Genomic DNA, 21,080 nt, shown 5'->3' with positions numbered 1-21,080 from the left:
TGGAGGTGGTGCGGCCGGTCAGGCCGGCGGCTGGTGCTGCGGCGGGGTGTGCGCCGGCGGGGCCTCAGCCGCGGGCGGCTGCGTCGGGTCGGCGACCGGGCGGGCGGCCTGCTGGGTGGGGTCGACGGTCTCACCGCGCACGGTGTCGCTGCTGGCGGCGCTCGGCGACGGCTTGCCGTCGTTCTTCATCTCGCCGACCTCGGCCTTGAAGATGCGCATCGAGCGGCCGAGGCTGCGCGCCGCGTCGGGCAGGCGCTTCCAGCCGAAGATGAGCACGACCACGACGATGAGCACGACGATGTGCCAGCCCTCGAACAGTCTGCCGAACATGGGAACCAATCCTTCGCGGTCGTGGTGCGATGCGGCCGTCGTCAGTCTACGTGGCGGGCCCAGGTGGGGCGTCGGCCAGCCCGCCGGTGCGCCCGCTCGTGGCGTTGCCGGGCGCGGGTGCGCTCGTGCTCCTTGCGCAGTGCGGCGGGGTCACCGAAGACGGCGAGCTGGTCGGGTGAGGAGATCTTCTCCCCCAGCAGGTCGAGCTGCCCCTGGACCTGGTCCAGCCGCTCCTGGGCGATCATCACCTCGCGGCCGAAGTCCTTGCTGCGGCCCCACAGGTCCCACAGGCGCGAACCGATGTAGGCCGCCGCGCACACGAGCAACAGCGCCCAGATCAGCACCCACCACCACATGGCAGGCGACCCTACCCGGCCGCCGGTGCGGACGCGGCATACGCCTCCAGCGCGGCGCGGGCGCCGTCGGCGACCTCGTCGGCCAGGGCGGCGGGCTCGAGCACGGTCGCCTGCCCACCCAGCCTCCACATGAGCCGGCGCAGCCAGGCGGTGTCGGCGGTGCGCAGGGTGACGACCTGGCCGCCGTGGCCGTCCGGCTCGGCGGACTCGGTCGGGTAGTAGTCGGCCACCCACGCCGCGCCCGGCTGCAGGTGCAGGCGCACGAGCAGGTCGGTGGGGTGCGGGGTGAACACGCCGGAGTCGAGGTCGCGGGGCCGCGCGTCCGCCGGGGGCGTGCCGTCGACGTCGAGGACGGTCAGCGCCTCGATCCGGTCGAACCGGAACAGGCGCACGTCCTCGGCCCGGTGGCACCAGCCCTCGAGGTACCAGTGGCCGTCGAAGTTGACCACGCGCATCGGGTCCACGTCGCGCTCGGTGGCCTCGTCGCGGCCGGCCACGAGGTAGCGCAGGTGCACCCGGCGGTGCCCGGTCAGGGCGCGACGGGCCTCCCCCAGCGTGGCGGCCGCGGCGCCGGTGTCGATGGCCACGGAGATGTGCGTGGCCGCGGCTGCGACGGACCCGGTGGCCGACTCCAGCTTGGCCAGTGCGCGGTCGACGGCGTCCCGGTCGCCGATGCCGGGCACCGCGGCCAGGGCGCGCAGGCCGACGATGAGGGCCAGGGCCTCGTCCACGCCGAGGCGCAGCGGCCGGTCGATGGTGTCGGCGTTGCCGAGGTAGACCTTGCCGCCCTCCCACTCGGCCTCGATGAGGTCGTCGGGCATGTGCCCGGGCGTGCCGCAGACGAACAGCAGCATGAGGTCGGCCTCGACCTGCTCGCGGGAGACCCCGAACTCGCGGGCGGCCTCCTCGATGTCGACGCCCTGCCGGCGCAGCAGCCACGGCACCATGGTCAGCAGCCGGGACAGCCGCGTGGTCGCGGACTCCTGGGCGCTCATCGGCCCTCCCCCTCGTGCTCGGCCATCGCGCCCTTGAGTCGGCGGATGACCGCCTCCTGCAGGTCCGGTGGCTGCTCGACCACCACGTCGGGGCCGAAGCCGGCCAGCTCCTCGGCGAACGTCTCGGCGTCGGTGAAGTCGACGTCGACCAGCGACCAGTGGTCGTCGACGTCGCCGATGGTGCGGGCCCGGCGACGCAGCGAGTTGCCGGCGCCGACCCGCACCCGCAGCACCGCCGGCTGCGGGTCTCGCTCGACGGCCATGGTCTGGATCATCGCGGTCGGCTCGTGGTCGGCCGGCACGTCGTAGGAGCCGGGCCGGCCGTCGGTGGCCACGCTGCCCTCGATCCGGCTGAGCCGGAACACCCGCGGCGCGCCGCGGTCGGTGTCGAAGCCGGTGACGTACCAGCGGCCGTGCCACGAGGCCATCGCCCACGGCTGGAGGTGGCGGGTGCGCACGTCGCCGCTGCGGGCGGTGCGGTAGGTGAAGGTGACCGGCTGGCGCCGCACGACCGCGTCCTTGATCGCGTCGAACGCCGGCTCGGTGGTGCGCAGCCGCGGCTCGATGCCGATGAGCGAGGCGTCGTCGCGCTCCACCCCGGCTGCCTCGAGCTTGCGCAACGCCTGCGCCGCGGGACCGGCCAGGCTGGCCTGCTGCCACGCCCGGCTGGCCAGGCCGAGCACGGCCAGCTCGTCCGGGGCGAAGGCGATCTCCGGGAGGGCGTACTCGCGCCGGTCGATCCGGTAGCCGGGCTCGTCGTCGAAGAGGGGGTCGACCGCCTCGGTGACCAGCGGGATGCCGAGGTCGCGCAGCTCGTCCTTGTCGCGCTCGAACATCCGGTCGAAGGCCTCGACCGAGGCGGTCTCGCCGTACTGCGGGACGGCGCTGCGGATCCGGGCCTTGGTGAGCGGCATCCGGGTGTAGAGCAGGCAGATGACCAGGTTGAGCAGTCGCTCGGTCTTGGCCGCTGCGGCGGGCAGGGCTGCCACGGGTGCGTGCCTCCTGCGGTGAGTCGTCGTGTGCGTCGCGTGGGAGTCGTCGCTGATGCCCCTCACGGGACGCTACCGGAGTGTCGCGGTCCGCGCGGTTAGTCTTTCCGATCGTGATCCACTGGCGCGCCGCAACCGTCCTGCAGGTCCGCTCCCGGTGGGCCGGGGCGGTGGAGTATGCCGTCCGGCTGGCTTCCGCGGACGGTGTCGCCGACCTCAACGAGCCCGTGCGCGCCCTGGCCTACCCCGACCTCGTCGGGGAGGCGCAGCCCGGTGACACCGTGCTGCTCAACACCAGCGCGCTGCAGCGCGGCCTGGGCACCGGCGGGCTCGCGCTGGTCGTGGCCGTGCCCGACCGGCTGCCCGCCGACCCTCCGCCCGGCCCCGGCCACGTGGTCAAGGCCCGCTACACCCCGCTGCAGGCGATGGTGCTCGGCGTGGACGAGCAGGAGAGCCCGCACCACGAGGTGCTGCGCGAGGCCGACTCGGTCGACGGGCTGCCCGTGGTCGTCGCCGACCTGCACTCGGCCCTCCCGGCGGTCATCGCCGGGCTGCGCGCCGAGCGGCCGGACGTGCGGGTGGCCTACGTCATGACCGACGGCGGGGCCCTGCCCGTGGCGTTCTCCCGCGCCGTGGCCGGGCTGCGCGAGGCCGGCTGGCTGGCGGCCGCCGTCACCGTCGGGCAGTCCTTCGGTGGCGACCTGGAGGCGGTCAACGTGCACACCGGGCTGCTCGCCGCGGCGCACGTGCTGGACGCCGACGTCGCCGTGGTCGCCCAGGGCCCTGGGAACCTGGGCACCGGCACCCGCTGGGGCTTCTCCGGCACCAGCGCCGGGGAGGCCGTCAACGCCGTGCACGCCCTCGGCGGGCGGGCGGTTGCCTCGCTGCGCGTCTCGGAGGCCGACCCGCGCGAGCGGCACCGCGGGGTCTCCCACCACAGCCTCACGGCATACGGGCGGGTGGCGATGGCCCCGGCCGACGTCCCCGTGCCGCGGCTTGAGGGGGCGTTCGGCGCTGCGGTGCTGCGCCAGGCCCGCGAGCTCACCCAGGGCTCGGGTGGGCGGCTGCGCCTGGTCGAGGTCGACGTGGACGGCCTCGACGCTGCGCTGGCGACCAGCCCGGTGCGGCTGTCGACGATGGGGCGCGGGCTGGACGCCGACCGGGCCTCGTTCGTGGCCGCTGCCGCGGCCGGCCGGCACGCCGCCACCCTGCTGTAGCACCCGCTTCCTTCTCACTCCTTCTCGGCCAGACACGGCGAAACCCGCGTTTCGGCCCCGGGGAGGGCTCGAAACGCGGGTCTCGCGGTGTTCGGTCGGAGGACCTGCCGTCAGCGGACGGCGACGAGGTCCACGACGAAGATCAGCGTCTCGCCGGGCTTGATCACGGCGCCGGCGCCACGGTCGCCGTAGGCCTTGTGCGCGGGGATGACCAGCTTGCGGCGGCCACCCTCCTTCATGCCCACGATGCCCTCGTCCCAGCCGGCGATGACCTGGCCGACGCCGAGGCGGAAGTCCAGGGGCGCGCCGCGGTTCCACGAGGCGTCGAACTCCTCGCCGGTGGAGTGCGCGACACCGACGTAGTGGGCGCTGACGGTGTTGCCCGGCTTGGCCTCGGCGCCGTCACCGACGCTGATGTCCTCGATGACGAGGTCGGCGGGCGGGGTGTCGCCGGGGAACTCGATCTCCGGCTTGGTGGTGCTGGGGTCGAAGCCCATGGTGGTCACGCCTTTCGGTCGGTGGTGGTCAGCTGGCGTCGAGCAGGTCGATGACGAAGACCAGGGTGTCGGTGCCCTTGATCCCGGCGCTCGGCTGGCCCTTGGCGCCGTAGCCGTCGGCCGGCGGGATGACCATGAGCAGGCGGCTGCCGACGCGCTGGCCGACGATGTGCTTGTCCCAGGCGGGGATGAGCTGGCCGACGCCGATCGGGAACTCGGCGTAGCCCTCCTTGGTCCTGGCCGAGCTGTCGAACATCTCGCCGTTGCGGTAGATGACGCCGGTGTAGCTGAACCGCACCAGCTGGCCGGCCTTGATGACGTTGCCCTTGCCCTGGATGAGCGGCTGGACGACCGTCGTCTTGGGCGGGGCCGACTTCGGGACGGTGATCTTGGCCGCCTCGTGGTTGTCCTTGCCCATCACGACGGTCGGCAGGCCGGCCTTGGGCGCGACCGCGGTGCCGGTGGCCCGCGTCAGCGGCTTGCCGGCGGCGGTGATGTCGACGAGGAAGAGCATCGTGTCGTTGGCGCCGATGCCGATCTGGGGGTTGCCGTTGGTGGCGAAGCCGTCTGCCGGCGGGATCGCGACGAGGACGCGGGAGCCGACCTTCTGGCCGAGCAGGCCCTTGGACAGGCCGGTCAGCAGCTTGCCGGAGGACAGGTCCATGCGGGCCGGCGCCTTCCCGAAGCTGCTGTCGAGCTGCTTGCCGTCCTTGCCGTTGACCAGCAGGTAGTTGGTGGTGAGCGCCTCGTCCTTGGTCACCGACGGACCGGTGCCGGGCTTGACCACCTTGGTCACGGTCTTCTTCACCGTGAGCGGCTTCGTCTTGAGCGTGAGGGTCGGCGCCTTGGCGTCACCGGCGACGGTGACCGAGTCGAGCACCTTGGCCTCGGCGTCGACGGGCTTGTTGGAGGAGCCGCAGGCCCCCACGAGCAGGAGCAACGGGACCGCAGCAGCGGCCACGAGCTTGTGACGGTTCAGACGCACGCGAAAACCTTCGGTCGACGGGGGTGGGATTCGCGTTCACCATAACGCCCCCGCCCGTGGAGGCCGACCGCACCGGTGGGCGCGCGGGCCTCACATGCTCTCGATGAGGCGCTCCACGCGGGCGTCCACGGCGGCGAACGGGTCCTTGCACAGCACGGTGCGCTGGGCCTGGTCGTTGAGCTTGAGGTGCACCCAGTCGACGGTGAAGTCGCGCCGGTGCTCCTGGGCGGCGCGGATGAAGTCGCCGCGCAGCTTGGCCCGGGTGGTCTGCGGCGGGCGGTTCTTGGCCTCGAAGATCTCCACGTCGGAGCACACCCGCGCCGCCCGGCCGTGCCGCTGCAGCAGGTAGAACAGTCCCCGCTGCCGGTTGATGTCGTGGTAGGCCAGGTCGAGCTGGGCCACCCGGGGGCTGGCCATCGGCAGGTCGTGCTTGGCCGCGTAGCGCTGGATCATCTGGTACTTGATCACCCAGTCGATCTCGGTCTCGACGGCCTCGAGGTTGCCGGTCTCGACGGCGGTGAGGGTGCGTTCCCACAGGTCCAGCACGCTCTTGTGCGTCGGGTCGTCCAGGCCCTCGCGGTCGGCGAACGCCAGCGCCCGCTCGTAGTACTCGCCCTGGATCTGCAGCGCCGACAGCTCGCGGCCGTTGGCCAGGCGCACCGCACGGGTGCCGGTCATGTCGTGGCTGATCTCGCGGATGGCGCGGATCGGGTTCTCCAGGGACAGGTCCCGCATGACCACCCCGGCCTCGATCATGCGCAGCACCAGGTCGGCCGAGCCGACCTTGAGCATGGTCGTGGTCTCGCTCATGTTGGAGTCGCCGACGATGACGTGCAGCCGGCGGAACTTCTCGGCGTCGGCGTGCGGCTCGTCGCGGGTGTTGATGATCGGCCGGGAGCGGGTCGTGGCGCTGGAGACGCCCTCCCAGATGTGGTCGGCGCGCTGGCTGACGCAGTAGGTCGCGCCGCGGGAGGTCGTGGTGACCTTGCCGGCGCCGCAGGTGATCTGGCGGCTGACCAGGAACGGGATGAGCACGTCGGACAGCTTCTGGAACTCCCCGTGCCGCCCGACGAGGTAGTTCTCGTGGCAGCCGTAGGAGTTGCCGGCCGAGTCGGTGTTGTTCTTGAAGACATAGATCTCCCCGGCGATGCCCTCGTCGGTGATCCGCTGCTGGGCGTCGGCGACCAGGCCCTCGACGATCCGCTCCCCCGCCTTGTCGTGGGTGACCAGCTGGCGCACGTCGTCGCACTCGGGGGTGGCGTACTCCGGGTGGCTGCCCACGTCGAGGTACAGCCGCGAGCCGTTGGACAGGAAGACGTTGCTGGACCGGCCCCATGACACGACCTTGCGGAACAGGTAGCGGGCCACCTCGTCCGGGGTGAGCCGCCGCTGGCCGTCGAACGTGCACGTGACGCCGTACTCGTTCTCGATCCCGAAGATTCGGCGCTCCATGAACTCACTCTAGGCGCGATCAGCCCGCAGCGAACGCGCGATGACAATCCGCGGACCGGCGTGTTGGGTGATCGGCATGCGGATTCTTGTCCTGGGAGGGACCGCCTGGCTCGGCGGTGAGGTGGCGCAGATGGCGCTGGAGCGCGGGCACGACGTGACCTGCCTGGCTCGCGGGGAGTCCGGCCAGGCGCCGCCGGGGGTGCGCATGGTTGCCGCCGACCGCTCCAGTGCCGCGGCCTACGGGCTGGTCGCCGACCGGGACTGGGACGGGGTCGTGGACGTGTCCTGGCAGCCGGGGCTCGTGCGCAGCGCCGTCGCGGCGCTCGCGGACCGCGCCGCCACCTGGGTCTACGTCTCCTCGTGCAGCGTGTATGCCGCGCACGGCACCCCGGGCGCCGACGAGAACGCCGAGCTGCTGCCCGCGCTGGAGGGTGACGTCGCCGACCGGGAGTCCTACGGCGAGGCCAAGGTGGCGTGCGAGCAGGCGGTGCTCGCCGGCGTGGGTGCCGACCGGGCGGTGATCGCCCGGTCGGGGCTGATCGGCGGCCCGGGCGACCACAGCGACCGCACCGGCTACTGGCCGTTGCGCTTCGCCCACCCCGCCACCGAGGACGCGGCGGTCCTGGTGCCGGACACCCCCGACCTGGGCACGCAGGTCATCGACGTGCGCGACCTGGCCCGGTGGCTGGTGGAGTCGGTGGAGCAGGAGCGGGCCGGGGTGTTCAACCTGAGCGGCGACGTGACCCCGCTCGCGGAGCACCTGGCCACGGCCCGCCGGGTCGCCGGCCACGACGGGCCGCTGGTGCCGGCGTCCTCGGAGTGGCTGGTGGCGCAGGGCGTCGAGGAGTGGGCCGGTGACCGCTCGCTTCCGTTGTGGCTGCACAGCGAGGGCTGGGAGGGGTTCGGGCACCGCAGCAACGCGGCGGCCCGGGGGTCGGGGCTGGTGCTGAGGCCGCTGGAGGACACGCTGCGCGACACCCTGGCCTGGGAGCTGAGGACCGGCCCCGGCCGGCCGCGCAAGGCCGGTCTCTCCCCCGAGGACGAGCGCGACCTCATCGCCAAGGCCCGGGCGTAGCGCCCGGGCGTAGCGCCCGCGGTGGTGACCCGGCATACCGTCGTGCGGCGACGTTCCGCGGAGGTTCAGCCGGGCTCCTGGCCTGTCGCCCCGACGGCTCCCGCGGGCTCCCCCAGTGCCGACAGGGCCACCTGAAGAGCGTCGAGCTCGCGCTCCACCCGCTGCAGGGCGGGGGTCGGCTCGGCCCCGGCGGTGCGTAGCTGCGCCGACAGCGCCCAGACCGCGTCCTCGACCGCGGCGACCCGGGCGCGCAGGGTGCCGAGCACGTCGGGGCTGCCCTCGCGCTCACCCATCTGTCCGCGCAGCATGTCGGCCTGGGTGGCCAGGCGCCGCCCGGCCACCCACAGGTCCACGAAGACCTGGACCTTGGCGCGCAGGATCCACGGGTCGAACGGCTTGGCCAGGTAGTCGGCCCCGCCCGCGGCGTAGCCCCGGTAGGAGGAATTGGTGTCCTTGTCCACCGCGGTGAGGAAGATGATCGGGATGTCCTTCGTACGTTGCCGGCGCTTGATCCGGGCCGCGGTCTCGTAGCCGTCCATCCCGGGCATCTGGGCGTCGAGCAGGATGAGCGCGAAGTCGTCGCGCAGCAGCGCCCGCAGCGCCTCCTCTCCGGAGCCGGCCCGCACCAGCACCTGGTCCAGGGAGGCCAGGATCGCCTCCAGCGCGAGCAGGTTCTCCGGTCGGTCGTCGACCAGCAGGATCCGGGCCCGCTCGCTCACGACAACCACGACCGGATCACCGAGAGCAGCTGCTCGACGTCGACGGGCTTGGTCACGTAGTCCGAGGCCCCGGCGGTGAGGCTGTTGTCCCGGTCGCCGGGCATCGCCTTGGCGGTCAGGGCGATGACCGGCAGGTCGCGGAACGTGGGCATCATCCGGATCTCCCGCATCGCCGTGTAGCCGTCCATGCCGGGCATCATCACGTCCATCAGCACCAGGTCGATGTCGGGCTCGCGGCGCAGCGTCTGCAGGCCCTCCTCGCCGTTCTCGGCGTAGAGCACGTCAATCCCGTGCTGCTCCAGGGCACTGGCCAGGGCGAACACGTTGCGGACGTCGTCGTCGACGATGAGGATCCGCCGCCCTTCCACGGCCTGCTGCTCCGCCTCGACGTCCGGCTCCGCCGCCGGGGCCACGTCGGAGCGGTGGAGGAAGACCGCGGTCTGCTCCACGAGGGCGGCCATCGTGGGCGGACGCGTCACGGTCAGCGCCTCGGCGTACTGCCCCAGCCGGGCCTCGTCGGGCTCGGCCAGGCCGGTGCTGCCGCTGACCACGAGGGGGGTGTGCCGCATCGTGCGGCGTGCCCGCACCCGCTTGAGCACCTCCAGGCCGCCGGCGTCGGGCAGGCCGAAGTCGACCAGGACGCAGTCGTAGGTGCGCTCGCTGAACGCGGCCACAGCCTCCTCCGGCGTCCCGAGGACCTCGACCTCGACCTCGTCGACCCTCTCGAAGCGTTCGGCCACGGCGGCGGCGTCCGACCCGGCGTCGGCGGTGACCACGAGCAGTGACCGCTTGGAGCGTTCGATGAACAGCTCCAGCCGCTCCAGCGCCGCGTCGAGCTGGGCCCGGATGAACGGCACCTCGACCACGTCCAGCGCCCCGGCCACCCAGCCGGCGTGAACGGTCTCCGCGGCGCCGGCCGGGTGCGTGGCCACCACGGGCACCTGCCGGGTCTCGTCCAGGCGCTTGAGCCAGTGCACCAGGGAGGTCCCGTCGTGCGTGACCATGTCCATGCCCACGACCATCCCGTCCGGGCGGCGCTCGCGGGCGGCCAGCACGGCACGGTCGGCGTGGACCGTGGCCAGGACCTTGAAGCCGTGGGCCCGGCCGACCGCCATCGCGGACCGGCACAGCTCGGCGTCGGGCAGCGCCACCAGCAGGACCCGGTCACCCGGGGAGATGACGGCCGCGTCGTCCTCGACCGGCTCGGGCGGCAGGTCGGCGGCCACCACCGCCGGGGTCGGGGCCGACGGAGAGGGCCGGGTTCCCACGTCGTCGGGCGTCGCGAGGACCGGCTTGGTCCCGGTGTCCAGGCGGGTCGGCACGTACAGCGTGAACTTGCTGCCCCGGCCCGGCTGGGACTCCACGTGGATCTCGCCACCGATCAGCCGGGCGATCTCGCGGCTGATGGACAGGCCCAGGCCGGTGCCGCCGAACTTGCGGCTGATCGTGCCGTCGGCCTGCTGGAAGGCCTCGAAGATGGTCCGCAGCTGCTCCACCGGGATGCCGATGCCGGTGTCGGTGACCTCGAAGGCCAGGACCTGCTCGGCGACGGTCAGCTGCGGGGTGGAGAAGCGTTCGTCGCTGCTGCTGCCGCGGATGGAGAGGGTGACCTCGCCGGCGCTGGTGAACTTCACCGCGTTCGAGAGCAGGTTGCGCAGCACCTGCTGCAGCCGGTGCTGGTCCGAGACCAGGGTGCGCGGCACGTCCTCGGACACCCAGACCGAGAAGCGCAGGTCCTTCTCGGCGGTCAGCGGGCGGAAGGTGGCCTCGACGTACTCGACGATCCCCGAGACGGCGACGTCGGCAGGGTGCACGTCCATCTTGCCGGCCTCGACCTTCGACAGGTCCAGGATGTCGTTGATCAGCTGGAGCAGGTCGGTGCCGGCGCTGTGGATGGTCTGGGCGAACTCGACCTGACGGTGGTTGAGGTTGCCGTCGGGGTTGTCGGCCAGCAGCTTGGCCAGGATGAGCAGCGAGTTCAGCGGCGTGCGCAGCTCGTGTGACATGTTCGCCAGGAACTCCGACTTGTAGCGCGAGGACAGCGACAGCTGCTCGGCCCGGTCCTCCAGCGCCCGCCTGGCTTCCTCGATCTCGAGGTTCTTGATCTCGATGGCGCGATTCTGCTTGGCCAGCAGGCTGGCCTTCTCCTCCAGCTCGGCGTTGGACTGCTGCAGCTCGCGCTGCTGGGTCTGCAGCTCACCGGACTTGCTCTGCAGCTCGGCCGCGAGGCGCTGGGACTCCACCAGCAGGGCCTTGGTGCGCGAGCTGGCGATGATCGCGTTGAGGGAGACCCCGATGATCTCCATCAGCTGCTCCAGGAACTGCCGGTGCACCACGCTGAACGGGTGGAACGAGGCCAGCTCGACGACGCCGAGCACCCGCTCCTCGAAGACCACCGGGAGGATGATGATGGTCAGGGGGGAGGCCTGTCCCAGGCCCGAGCCGATGTGCAGGTATGCCGGGGGCACGTCCGTGACGAGGATCGGTGCCCGTTCCAGCGCCGACTGCCCGACCCGGCCCTCGCCGAACCCGAACGTGTCCGGGACGTCCTTGCGCCGGCGGTAGCCGTAGGAAGCGATCCGGCGCAGCCGCTCGGGGCCGTCCTGGCCGTTCTCGGTGAGGAAGAAGGAGCCCTGCCGGGCCCCCACCAGCGGGGTCAGCTCGTTGACGATGAGCTGGGTGACGTCGAGCAGGTCGCGTCCGCCCTGCATGTGGCCGGTGAAGCGGGCCAGGTTGGTCTTGAGCCAGTCCTGCTCCTGGTTGGCCCGGGTGGTCTCGCGCAGGTTGTCGATCATCTGGTTGAGGTTGTCCTTGAGCTCGGCGACCTCCCCCTCGGCCTCGACGGTGATCTGCTGGCTCAGGTCGCCCTGGGTCACCGCGGTGGAGACCTCGGCGATGGCCCGCAGCTGGGTGGTCAGTGTCCCGGCGAGCTGGTTGACGTTCTCGGTGAGCTTGCGCCACGTGCCGGAGACGTCGGCGACCTCGGCCTGGCCGCCGAGCTTGCCCTCGGTGCCGACCTCGCGGGCCACGCGGGTGACCTCGTCGGCGAAGGAGGACAGCTGGTCCACCATCCGGTTGACGGTCGTCTTGAGCTCGAGGATCTCGCCGCGGGCGTCGACGTAGGTCTTCTGGGTCAGGTCGCCGTGGGCGACCGCGGTGGTGACCAGCGCGATGCTGCGGACCTGGCTGGTGAGGTTGCCGGCCATGGAGTTCACCGAGTCGGTGAGGTCCTTCCACGTCCCGGCGACCCCGCGCACGTGTGCCTGGCCGCCGAGGATGCCCTCGGTGCCGACCTCGCGGGCCACGCGGGTGACCTCGTCGGCGAACGCGCGCAGCGTGTCGACCATCGCGTTGATCGTGCTGGCCAGGGCCGCGACCTCGCCGCGAGCCTCGATCGAGATCTTCTGGCTGAGGTCGCCGCGCGCGACCGCGGTGGAGACGGCGGCGATGTTGCGGACCTGGTTGGTCAGGTTGGAGGCCATCGAGTTGACCGAGACGGTCAGGTCGCGCCAGGTGCCGGCGACGCCGGGCACCCGCGCCTGGCCGCCCAGCATGCCCTCGGTGCCGACCTCGCGGGCCACGCGGGTGACCTCGTCGGCGAAGGAGGAGAGCTGGTCGACCATGGTGTTGACGGTGCTCTTGAGCTCGAGGATCTCCCCGCGGGCGTCGACGGTGATCTTGCGGGTCAGGTCGCCGCTGGCCACCGCGGTCGTCACCTCGGCGATGTTGCGCACCTGGCTGGTGAGGTTGGCGGCCATCATGTTGACGTTCTCCGTCAGGTCCTTCCATGTGCCGGAGACGTCGTGCACGTCGGCCTGGCCCCCGAGCCGCCCCTCGGTGCCGACCTCGCGGGCCACGCGGGTGACCTCGTCGGCGAAGGAGGAGAGCTGGTCGACCATGGTGTTGACGGTGTTCTTGAGCTCGAGGATCTCCCCGCGCGCCTCCACCGTGATGGTGCGGGTCAGGTCGCCGCGGGCCACGGCGGTGGTGACCTCGGCGATGTTGCGCACCTGGGCGGTGAGCGTGCCGGCCATGAAGTTCACCGAGTCGGTCAGGTCACGCCAGGTGCCCGAGACACCAGGCACGGCGGCCTGACCCCCGAGTCGGCCCTCGCCGCCGACCTCGCGGGCCACGCGGGTGACCTCGTCGGCGAAGGAGGAGAGCTGGTCGACCATGGTGTTGACGGTGTTCTTCAGCTCGGCGAGCTCGCCGCGCACGTCGACGGTGATCTTCTGGCTGAGGTCGCCGCGGGCCACGGCGGTGGTGACCTGAGCGATGTTGCGGACCTGGTTGGTCAGGTTGGAGGCCATGGAGTTCACCGAGTCGGTGAGGTCCTTCCACGTGCCGGCCACGCCGGGGACGTCGGCCTGGCCGCCGAGGATGCCCTCGCTGCCCACCTCGCGGGCCACGCGGGTCACCTGGTCGGCGAAGGAGGAGAGCTGGTCGACCATGACGTTGACCGTCGTCTTGAGCTGTGCCAGCTCCCCCTTGACGTCGACGGTGATCTTCTGGCTGAGGTCGCCGCGGGCCACGGCGGTGGTGACCTGGGCGATGTCACGCACCTGGGCCGTGAGGTTGTCGGCCATGTAGTTGACCGACTCGGTGAGGTCCTTCCAGCGCCCGGCCACGCCGGGGACGTCGGCCTGGCCGCCAAGGATGCCTTCAGTGCCGACCTCGCGGGCCACGCGGGTGACCTCGTCGGCGAACGTCTGCAGCGTCGCGGTCATCGAGTTGAGGGTGTCGGCCAGCTCGGCGACCTCGCCCCGTGCGGTGACCGTGATCTGCTGGCTGAGGTCGCCGCGGGCCACGGCCTGGGCGACCGAGGAGATGCCCCGCACCTGGCTGGTCAGGTTGGAGGCCATGATGTTCACCGAGTCGGTGAGGTCCTTCCAGGTCCCGGAGACCCCGCGCACGTCGGCCTGGCCGCCCAGACGTCCCTCGGTGCCGACCTCACGGGCCACGCGGGTGACCTCGGAGGCGAACGACGAGAGCTGGGCCACCATCCGGTCGACGGTGGCCTTGAGCTGGGCCATCTCGCCGGCCACCTCGACGGTGACCGAGCGGGTGAGGTCGCCGTCGGCGACCGCCGTGGTGACGAGGGCGATGTCCCGGACCTGGTCGGTCAGCCGGGAGGACATGGTGTTGACCGCGTCGATGAGGTCGCGCCAGCTGCCGTCGGCCGCGCGCACCTTCGCCTGCCCGCCGAGCGTGCCCTCGGTGCCGACCTCGCGGGTGACCCGCGTGATCTCGTCGGCGATCGAGGAGAGCTGGTCGACCAGGCCGTTGACGCTACGGGCCACCCGCAGGGGCTCGCCCCGCAGCCGCCGGCCGTCCAGCTTGAGGTCCATCCGCTGGGTCAGGTCGCCCTCGGACACCGCAGCCACGACGCGGGCGAACTCGCCGGTGGGTCGGACCAGGTCGGTGACGATCGAGTTGGCCGCCTCGGCGCAGCGCGCCCAGCCGCCCTCGCCCAGGCCCTGGTGGAGGCGCTCGCTGTGGCGACCCTCCCGCCCGACGACGCGCTGCACCCGGGTCAGCTCGGAGAGCAGGTGCTGCTGGCGGTCGGCGATCTCGTTGTAGACGATCGCCAGCTCCGCGGGCATGCCGTCACCGGACACGGGAAGCCGGCGCCGGAAGTTGCCGTCGCGCATGGCCTCCAGCGCGGAGAGGAGCCGACTCAGCTGGGCGACGTCAAGGTCACCGACCTCGCCGGCAGGCTCCTCCGGCCCCGTGGTCTCTGCCCCCTTCGTGCTGGTGCCGGGCATGTGGACCTCCTCGGCCACGGCCGTACTGCTGACCCCGTGAGTCTGGCACCATGAGGTTCCCCAGCCAACGTCTTGTTCCGAGTCGCCATGCCACCAGCTCTCCTGCGTGTGCACCGCACGTTCGCCGCGGAGGCCCGCTCCGTGGTGGAGGCACGCCGTTTCGCGCGCGAGCAGCTCGAGCAGTGGGGCGCGACCGACGTGCTGGACAGCGTCTCCCTGGTCGTCAGCGAGCTGGTGACCAACGCCGTGGTCCACACCGGCACCCCGGCCCGGGTGGCCCTGCAGCTGCAGGGGTCCGACCTGCGCGTCGAGGTCGAGGACCACCACCCCGGCCGTGCGGTGCCCCTGGTCCCCGAGCGGCCGGTGGACCGCGCCGAGCACGGCCGGGGGCTGCTGATCACGGCGTCGCTGTCCTCGGCCTGGGGGGTGGAGTACTCCCCCACCACCAAGCGGGTGTGGGCGACCTGCCCGCTGCCCGGTGGCGACAGGAGCCTGCCCCACCCCGCGGCGGCCGAACCGGCCGGGACCGCCCGGGTCGGGGTCGTCGAAACCGCGCCGGACGGGAGGGTCACCCACTGGAACGAGGACGCCTGCGCGATGTCCGGGTGGCTGTCTTCGGACGTCACCGGACGGCCGGCGGCCGACCTGCTCGACCCCGAGCCCGGCCAGGGCCTGCCCGCGGACCTGGCCGACCCCACCTTCGCCGCCCGCTGGCAGGGCACCTGCCAGCTGACCTGCCGGGACGGGAGCACCGTCGACGTCTACGCGACGTCGGTGCGCCGCACCGCCGGCGGCCAGGTCGTCCTGTTCGTGCCGTCGGGCCAGCGCGAGGTGGTCGCGCCGCCCGTGGGCGCCACGGCACGGCCTGCCGCGCCCCCCTCGCCCGTGCTCCCGGGCCTGCGCCCCGAAGCGCTGGTGCGGCTCGGCAGCCAGGAGCTCCTGGCCCTGGCGGTCGAGCACGTGCGGGACCCCGTCCAGGCCGACGCGACGTGGCTGCTGCTCGTGCACGAGGTCGACGACGACATGGAGGTCGCGGCCGTCAGTGGGCTTCCCGAGGCGGTCCTCGGGACCCGGCTGGCCCCCGGGAGCCCAGGGGCGCCCTCGGCGCAGTCGCCGGAGCGGCCGGTGGTGTTCACCGACACCGCGGATCACCCAGTGTCGCTGCTCGCCGGCACGGACCTGCGCTCGCTGGTGGTCGTCCCCCTGCTGGTCGAGGGGCGCGTCGTGGGTGCTCTGGGGGCCGCCTCGGCGCGGGTCGATGGGTTCACCGACGACCAGGCCGTGCTGCTGCAGCGGTTCGCCGACTCCATCGCCGTGGCCGCGGACCGCGCCCGGCTGCAGGCCTCGGAGCGGGCGCGTCGGGAGTGGCTGACCTTCATCGCCGACGCCGGTGACCTGCTCGCGGCCTCCCTGGACCATGACATGACGATGGCGATCACCGGGCAGATCGTCGTCCCGAGGATCGCCCCGTGGTGTGCCATCCACCTGCTGGACCAGCGCGGCGTACCCGTGCTGCAGCAGGTCTGGCACCAGGACGAGACCCGCGTCGACGCGCTGCGGGAGGAGCTCGCGCAGCCGCCGCCCGCTGCTGCCACCACCGACGGCGGCGACGAGGGGGCGCTGTGGCCGCAGGTGCAGGGGCAGCCGGTCACGACGATCCCGCTCGTGGCCCGCCGGCGCCGGATCGGTTACCTGACCCTTGGCCGCCCGCCCGAGGAGCTGCGGCGCACCGAGTTCTACCTCGTGGCCGAGTCGATCGCGCGCCGTGCCGCGCTCGCCATCGACAACGCTCGCGCGCACGGCAACCTCCAGGCGGTCGGACGGGCGCTCCAGGAGAGCCTGCTGCCGCCGTCGACGCCGTCACCGCCCGGCCTGGACGTCGGCGTGGTCTACGAGGCGGCCGGGGAGGACACCCTCGCCGGTGGCGACTTCTACGACCTGTTCCCCGCCGGCAACGGACGGTGGTGCTTCGTCGTGGGGGACGTGTGCGGCACCGGTGCCGAGGCGGCTGCGGTCACCGGCCTGGCCCGGCACACGGTCCAGGCGCTGGTGCGCGCCGGCTTCCCCCTGCCCGCCACGCTGGAGCGGCTCAACACCGCGATCCTCGAGGAGGGTGAGCGCTCCCGGTTCCTCACCCTGGTCTGCGGCACGCTGCACGTCGAGGGCGGGCGGATGCGCCTGACGCTGGTCAACGCCGGGCACCCGCCGGTGTTCCTGGTGGGGCCTGAGGGTCAGGTGCGCGAGGTCGGCAACCCCCAACCGCTGCTCGGGGTGGTCGAGGCGGTGGCCTACACCGCCGAGGAGCACGTGCTGCAGCGCGATGACCTGCTGGTGGCCCTCACCGACGGGGTGACCGAGCGCCGCGACGGTGACGTCATGCTGGGCGCCGAGGGGGTGGCCCGGGAGCTGGCCTCCACGTCGGGTATGCCGGCCCAGGCGGTCGCCGAGCAGGTGCGCCGGCTCGCGGTGGACTACAGCGCGGCCCCGCAGCGCGACGACATGGCGATCCTGGCCATCCGGGTCCAGGTGGGTCCGGTGGTGGCGCAGGGGCCCGCCTGACGCGTCCTGGCGCCCCACAGGGCCGGCGTCCGATCGACCGACTGACCGACGACGCGACCCGGCCCGGGTGGGTCGGGCTCAGAGGTTGATCATGTGCCCGGCGATGCCCTCGACGGCCTCCTTGACCGCCTCGGACAGCGTCGGGTGGGCGAAGACGTTGCGGGCGACCTCGTCGGCGGTGAGGTCCCAGCGCTGGGCCAGGGTCAGTGCCGGCAGCAGCTCCGTGACGTCCGGGCCGATCATGTGCGCGCCGAGGATCTCGTTGTGGGTGGCGTCGGCGACGATCTTGACGAAGCCGACCGCGTCGCCGAGGCCCTGGGCCTTGCCGTTGGCCGAGAACGGGAACTTCGCGGTCTTGACGTCGTAGCCCTTCTCCCTGGCCTGGGCCTCGGAGTAGCCGAACGAGGCGATCTGCGGCTGGCAGTAGGTCGCGCGCGGGATGAAGTCGTACTCCACCGCCATGGTCTCGGCGCCGGCCATCGTCTCGGCGGCCACCACGCCCATCGCCTCGGCGGTGTGGGCGAGCATGAGCTTGCCGGTGCAGTCACCGATGGCGTAGACGTTCGGCACGTTGGTGCGGCAGAACTCGTCGATCTCGATGGCGCCGCGCTCGCCGACCGTGACGCCGGCTGCCTCGAGGCCGAAGCCCTCGACGCGCGGGGCGAAGCCGATGGCCTGGAGCACCTTGTCGGTCTCGATGACCTGCTGGTCGCCGCCGCCAGCCGGCGAGACCGTGACCTTGACCTTGTCGCCGGAGTCGTCGATGGACTCCACCTTGGTCGACAGCAGCACGGTGATGCCGAGCTTCTTGTAGTGCTTGAGCAGCTCCTTGGAGACCTCGATGTCCTCGGTCGGGACCATCCGGTCGAGGAACTCCACGATGGTGACGTCGACGCCGAAGTTCTTCATGACGTACGCGAACTCGACGCCGATCGCGCCGGAGCCGGCGATGACGATGCTCTCGGGCAGCTGGTCTGTGAGGATCTGCTCCTCGTAGGTCACGACACGCTCCGAGAGCGAGGTGCCCGGGATGAGGCGGGTGGTCGCGCCGGTGGCGATGATGAGGTTGTCGAACGTCAGCTGCTCGACCTGGCCGTCGGAGGTCTTGACGTCCATGGAGGTCGGGCCGGTGAGGGTGCCCCAGCCGTTGACCTCCTGGATCTTGTTCTTCTTCATCAGGAAGTGGACGCCCTTGACGATGCCGTCGGAGACCTTGCGGCTGCGGGCGTGGGTGGGCTTGAAGTCCATCGAGGCATCACCGGTGATGCCGAAGGTGTCCTTCTCGTGGGTCAGGATGTGCGCCAGCTCGGCGTTGCGCAGGAGCGCCTTGCTCGGGATGCACCCGACGTTGAGGCAGACGCCGCCCCAGTACTTCTCCTCCACCACGGCCACCTTGAGGCCGAGCTGGGAGGCGCGGATGGCGGCGACGTACCCACCGGGTCCGGCACCGAGGACAACGAGGTCGAAATGAGCAGCCATGGACCGAACGCTAGACCAGATGGGCCCAGGCGTCGGGCTCGGCATCCAGGAACTCCTCGAAAGACAGCGGTCGCACCCCTGTGACGTGCTGGATCGTGTGGCTGGTCACCGCTCCCTCCCCCGTCGCCAGGGCCAGGTAGGACCCGATCCAGCCGTCGACCAGCCAGTCCGGGTGGCCGGCCCGTGAGGTCCGGGCCTCCTCCAGCGTCTCGGGGTGGTAGCTGATCGGCCGCCCGGTCACCGACGTCAGGGCCCGGGCGGTCTCGTGCAGGTCGATCGAGTGCGGCCCGGACACGTCGTAGACCTGGTCCTCGTGCCCCTCGCCGGTCAGCAGCGCGACCGCCAGGCGGGCCACGTCGCGGCGGGCGACCCACGCGACCCGGCCCTGGCCCGCCGGGGCCCGGATCACGCCGTCCTGGCCGACGAACCAGGGCGCCACGTCGGCATACAGACTGTCGCGCATCGCGGTCAGGGCGATCCCGGCCTCGCGCACCGCCTGCTCGGTGAGGCTGTGGTCACGGGCGTAGGTGAAGGTCGCGTGCGGCGCGGCGCCCATGAACGAGGTGTAGACGATCCGCCGGACCCCGGCCCGGCGTGCCGCCTCGACGGCGCTGAGGTGCAGGGAGACCCGGTCGGGGTCCTCGTGCCCGGAGACGAGGAAGAAGGTGTCCACCCCGTCCAGGGCCCGGGTCATCGCCTCGGTGTCCTGGTATGCCGCCTGCGCGACGTCCGCTCCGGTCCAGTCCGCGAGGCGGCCCGGGTCGCGGACGACGAGGCGGGGGTTGACCCCCTCCAGGCGCAGGCCCCGGGCGACCAGGGCGCCGAGCGCCCCGGTCACGCCCGAGACCGCGATGCTCATCCCTGGGGCCCGTCCTCGGCCGGCACCCCGGTGGTCGGGTCCTCACTGGAGAGCAGCGCCTCCAGCAACGGGCCGGTGACCCGGCGGAATGTGCGCCGGGGCCGGTTGCGGTCGATGACGGCGACCTCGAGCTGGTTGGCCCCGAGCGTGCGCGGCGCGCCACCGGAGGGGTCCTGGGCGAGCAGCTCGACGGCCAGGCGCAGCGCCGCCGACAGGGTCATGCCCGGCTGCCAGCGCTCCTGCAGCCCGGCCACGATCGGCTCGGCCGTGCCGCCCATGGCCACGAAGCCGTGCTCGTCCGCCACGGAGCCGTCGTAGGTCAGGCGGTAGATCTGGTCGCTGTCAGCGTCGGTGCCGACCTCGGCCACGACGATCTCGACCTCGTAGGGCTTGGACTCCTGGGTGAACACCGTGCCCAGCGTCTGGGCGTAGGCGTTGGCCAGGCCGCGGGCGGTCACGTCGCCCCGGTCGTAGGAGTAGCCGCGCAGGTCGGCGTAGCGCACGCCCGCCACCCGCAGGTTCTCGAACTCGTTGTACTTGCCGACCGCCGCGAAGGCGATCCGGTCGTAGATCTCGGAGACCTTGTGCAGCGCCCGAGAGGGGTTCTCCGCGACGAACGCGATGCCACCGTCGTAGCCGAGGACCACCACCGACCGGCCACGCGCGATGCCCTTGCGCGCGTAGTCGGCCCGGTCCTTCATCAGCTGCTCGGGCGAGACGTAGAACGGCATGGTCATCGGGCGCCTCCGGGGTTGCCGCGGCGGCCGGCGACGATCTGCTCGACCACGCCCGCCAGCGCGTCGTCGTCCAGGAAGCGCAGGCCCTCGGTGTCGATGACGGCCACGGTGGGCCAGATCCGCCGGCCCAGGTCGGGACCGCCGGTGGCCGAGTCGTCGTCGGCGGCGTCGTAGAGGGCTTCCACCGCCACGCTCACGGCGTCCGCGGAGGCCATGCCGGGCCGCCAGAGCTTCTTCAGGGCGCCGCGGGCGAACAGCGAGCCGGAGCCGACCGAGTGGTGGTCGTGCTCCTCGTAGCAGCCGCCGGTGACGTCGTAGGAGAAGATCCGCCCGGCGGTTGCGTCGAGGTCGAACCCGGCGAACAGCGGCACCACGGCCAGGCCCTGCATGGCCAGGCCCAGGTTGGAGCGGATCATCGTGGCGAGGCGGTTGGCCTTGCCCTCCAGGGAGAGCAGCGCGCCCTCGATCTTCTCGTAGTGCTCGAGCTCGACCTGGAACAGCTTGACCAGCTCGATCGCGATGCCCGCGGTGCCGGCGATGCCGACCGCGGAGTAGTCGTCGGCGCCGTAGACCTTCTCCATGTCGCGGTTGGCGATGAGGTTGCCCATCGTCGCCCGCCGATCTCCGGCCATCACCACGCCGCCGTCAAAGGTCAGCGCGACGATCGTGGTGCCGTGCGGCGCCTCGAGCGCCCCGCCGGGTGGCAGCGGGCGTCTCGAGGGCAGCAGGTGGGGGGCGTGGGCGCCGACGAACTCGGTGAAGGAGCTCGACCCCGTGGCGGTGAAGGCTGCGGGCAACCGGCCCGCGTCCTGGTGGCCGGGGAAGCTCACTGGCCGCCCTTCTGGACGAAGCCGCGCACGAACTCCTCCGCGTTGGACTCCAGCACGTCGTCGATCTCGTCGAGCACGCTGTCGATGTCGTCGTCCAGGGCGTCCTTGCGGGCGCTGGCCTCCGGTGCCGTGGGAGTGGGCTCCGGGACCTCGGGCTCGTCGTCGCGCCGCTGAGGCCGACTCTGCTCCTGGCTGGGCATGGATCCTCCTTGCGCTACCGCTGGTCCTGCCGGTCA

The 21,080-nt window shown here is 72.2% G+C and carries 17 protein-coding genes; 3 read left to right on the top strand and 14 right to left on the bottom strand.

Going from position 1 to position 21,080, the window contains the following annotated elements:
* Positions 1-18: 18 nt before the first annotated feature.
* From tatA to ACXVGS_RS00425, 4 genes are read right to left on the bottom strand one after another with little or no spacing between them, the layout of a single operon-like run.
* Complete coding sequence (tatA, locus tag ACXVGS_RS00440; protein WP_458530017.1) at positions 19-330, bottom strand: Sec-independent protein translocase subunit TatA; 312 nt, start codon at positions 328-330, stop codon at positions 19-21.
* Between the two features lie 41 nt (positions 331-371).
* Entirely contained in the window at positions 372-686 is a 315-nt protein-coding gene (locus tag ACXVGS_RS00435; RefSeq protein ID WP_458530018.1) for a hypothetical protein, read from the bottom strand.
* 11 nt (positions 687-697) lie between these two features.
* Complete coding sequence (locus tag ACXVGS_RS00430; RefSeq protein ID WP_458530019.1) at positions 698-1,681, bottom strand: helix-turn-helix transcriptional regulator; 984 nt, start codon at positions 1,679-1,681, stop codon at positions 698-700.
* Positions 1,678-2,670: a helix-turn-helix transcriptional regulator gene (locus ACXVGS_RS00425; RefSeq protein WP_458530020.1), complete on the bottom strand. Its 993-nt coding sequence runs from the start codon at positions 2,668-2,670 to the stop codon at positions 1,678-1,680. Before ACXVGS_RS00425 ends, ACXVGS_RS00430 begins: the two co-directional genes overlap by 4 nt.
* 113 nt (positions 2,671-2,783) lie before the next feature.
* Between ACXVGS_RS00425 and ACXVGS_RS00420 the strand changes: the two genes are divergently transcribed.
* Entirely contained in the window at positions 2,784-3,887 is a 1,104-nt protein-coding gene (locus ACXVGS_RS00420) for a DUF3866 family protein (RefSeq protein ID WP_458536508.1), read from the top strand.
* 110 nt (positions 3,888-3,997) lie between these two features.
* Here ACXVGS_RS00420 and ACXVGS_RS00415 read toward each other — a convergent pair whose 3' ends face one another.
* The 3 genes from ACXVGS_RS00415 to pafA form a co-directional block, all read right to left on the bottom strand.
* Entirely contained in the window at positions 3,998-4,384 is a 387-nt protein-coding gene (locus ACXVGS_RS00415) for an FKBP-type peptidyl-prolyl cis-trans isomerase (protein ID WP_458530022.1), read from the bottom strand.
* Between the two features lie 28 nt (positions 4,385-4,412).
* On the bottom strand, positions 4,413-5,369 hold the full coding sequence (locus ACXVGS_RS00410; protein ID WP_458531478.1) for an FKBP-type peptidyl-prolyl cis-trans isomerase: 957 nt from the start codon (positions 5,367-5,369) through the stop codon (positions 4,413-4,415).
* 90 nt (positions 5,370-5,459) lie between these two features.
* Positions 5,460-6,821 carry a Pup--protein ligase gene (pafA, locus tag ACXVGS_RS00405; RefSeq protein WP_141788224.1) on the bottom strand — a complete coding sequence of 454 codons (1,362 nt, stop codon included), beginning with the start codon at positions 6,819-6,821 and terminating at the stop codon, positions 5,460-5,462.
* Between the two features lie 76 nt (positions 6,822-6,897).
* Here pafA and ACXVGS_RS00400 point away from each other — a divergent pair, with 76 nt between their 5' ends.
* Positions 6,898-7,896, top strand: a complete 999-nt coding sequence (locus ACXVGS_RS00400) for an NAD-dependent epimerase/dehydratase family protein (RefSeq protein ID WP_458536507.1) — start codon at positions 6,898-6,900, stop codon at positions 7,894-7,896.
* A gap of 65 nt (positions 7,897-7,961) precedes the next feature.
* On the opposite strand, the gene ACXVGS_RS00395 is transcribed toward ACXVGS_RS00400, so the two are convergent.
* Positions 7,962-8,615, bottom strand: coding sequence for a response regulator (locus ACXVGS_RS00395; protein ID WP_458531476.1), 654 nt, complete (start codon positions 8,613-8,615; stop codon positions 7,962-7,964).
* Positions 8,612-14,380, bottom strand: coding sequence for a HAMP domain-containing protein (locus ACXVGS_RS00390; RefSeq protein ID WP_458536506.1), 5,769 nt, complete (start codon positions 14,378-14,380; stop codon positions 8,612-8,614). The genes ACXVGS_RS00395 and ACXVGS_RS00390 overlap by 4 nt, the downstream gene beginning before the upstream one ends.
* Positions 14,381-14,467: 87 nt before the next feature.
* Here ACXVGS_RS00390 and ACXVGS_RS00385 point away from each other — a divergent pair, with 87 nt between their 5' ends.
* Positions 14,468-16,939, top strand: a complete 2,472-nt coding sequence (locus tag ACXVGS_RS00385) for a SpoIIE family protein phosphatase (protein WP_458536505.1) — start codon at positions 14,468-14,470, stop codon at positions 16,937-16,939.
* Positions 16,940-17,017: 78 nt separating this feature from the next.
* On the opposite strand, the gene lpdA is transcribed toward ACXVGS_RS00385, so the two are convergent.
* Genes lpdA through ACXVGS_RS00360 form a run of 5 tightly spaced genes read right to left on the bottom strand, consistent with a single transcriptional unit; the run spans position 17,018 to position 21,044 of the window.
* Positions 17,018-18,418, bottom strand: coding sequence for a dihydrolipoyl dehydrogenase (lpdA, locus tag ACXVGS_RS00380; RefSeq protein WP_458533959.1), 1,401 nt, complete (start codon positions 18,416-18,418; stop codon positions 17,018-17,020).
* Between the two features lie 10 nt (positions 18,419-18,428).
* Complete coding sequence (locus ACXVGS_RS00375) at positions 18,429-19,277, bottom strand: SDR family oxidoreductase (RefSeq protein WP_458531298.1); 849 nt, start codon at positions 19,275-19,277, stop codon at positions 18,429-18,431.
* Complete coding sequence (prcA, locus tag ACXVGS_RS00370; protein ID WP_141788218.1) at positions 19,274-20,014, bottom strand: proteasome subunit alpha; 741 nt, start codon at positions 20,012-20,014, stop codon at positions 19,274-19,276. The genes ACXVGS_RS00375 and prcA overlap by 4 nt, the downstream gene beginning before the upstream one ends.
* Positions 20,011-20,844 (bottom strand): proteasome subunit beta, encoded by an 834-nt coding sequence (gene prcB / locus ACXVGS_RS00365; RefSeq protein WP_458527866.1) that lies wholly within the window; start codon positions 20,842-20,844, stop codon positions 20,011-20,013. Before prcB ends, prcA begins: the two co-directional genes overlap by 4 nt.
* Positions 20,841-21,044, bottom strand: coding sequence for a ubiquitin-like protein Pup (locus ACXVGS_RS00360; protein ID WP_141788216.1), 204 nt, complete (start codon positions 21,042-21,044; stop codon positions 20,841-20,843). The genes prcB and ACXVGS_RS00360 overlap by 4 nt, the downstream gene beginning before the upstream one ends.
* Positions 21,045-21,080 lie beyond the last annotated feature (36 nt).

It is taken from the genome of Oryzihumus sp. (genome assembly GCF_054325275.1).
This window is presented reverse-complemented; position numbering and strand designations above follow the sequence as displayed.

Coding starts and splice junctions, on each gene's coding strand:
- ACXVGS_RS00360 (WP_141788216.1), bottom strand. CDS start 21,044: ATGCCCAGCCAGGAGCAGAGTCGGCCTCAGCGGCGCGACGACGAGCCC.
- tatA (WP_458530017.1), bottom strand. CDS start 330: ATGTTCGGCAGACTGTTCGAGGGCTGGCACATCGTCGTGCTCATCGTC.
- ACXVGS_RS00375 (WP_458531298.1), bottom strand. CDS start 19,277: ATGAGCATCGCGGTCTCGGGCGTGACCGGGGCGCTCGGCGCCCTGGTC.
- ACXVGS_RS00415 (WP_458530022.1), bottom strand. CDS start 4,384: ATGGGCTTCGACCCCAGCACCACCAAGCCGGAGATCGAGTTCCCCGGC.
- pafA (WP_141788224.1), bottom strand. CDS start 6,821: ATGGAGCGCCGAATCTTCGGGATCGAGAACGAGTACGGCGTCACGTGC.
- ACXVGS_RS00385 (WP_458536505.1), top strand. CDS start 14,468: ATGCCACCAGCTCTCCTGCGTGTGCACCGCACGTTCGCCGCGGAGGCC.
- prcA (WP_141788218.1), bottom strand. CDS start 20,014: ATGACCATGCCGTTCTACGTCTCGCCCGAGCAGCTGATGAAGGACCGG.
- ACXVGS_RS00400 (WP_458536507.1), top strand. CDS start 6,898: ATGCGGATTCTTGTCCTGGGAGGGACCGCCTGGCTCGGCGGTGAGGTG.
- ACXVGS_RS00430 (WP_458530019.1), bottom strand. CDS start 1,681: ATGAGCGCCCAGGAGTCCGCGACCACGCGGCTGTCCCGGCTGCTGACC.
- ACXVGS_RS00435 (WP_458530018.1), bottom strand. CDS start 686: ATGTGGTGGTGGGTGCTGATCTGGGCGCTGTTGCTCGTGTGCGCGGCG.
- lpdA (WP_458533959.1), bottom strand. CDS start 18,418: ATGGCTGCTCATTTCGACCTCGTTGTCCTCGGTGCCGGACCCGGTGGG.
- ACXVGS_RS00390 (WP_458536506.1), bottom strand. CDS start 14,380: ATGCCCGGCACCAGCACGAAGGGGGCAGAGACCACGGGGCCGGAGGAG.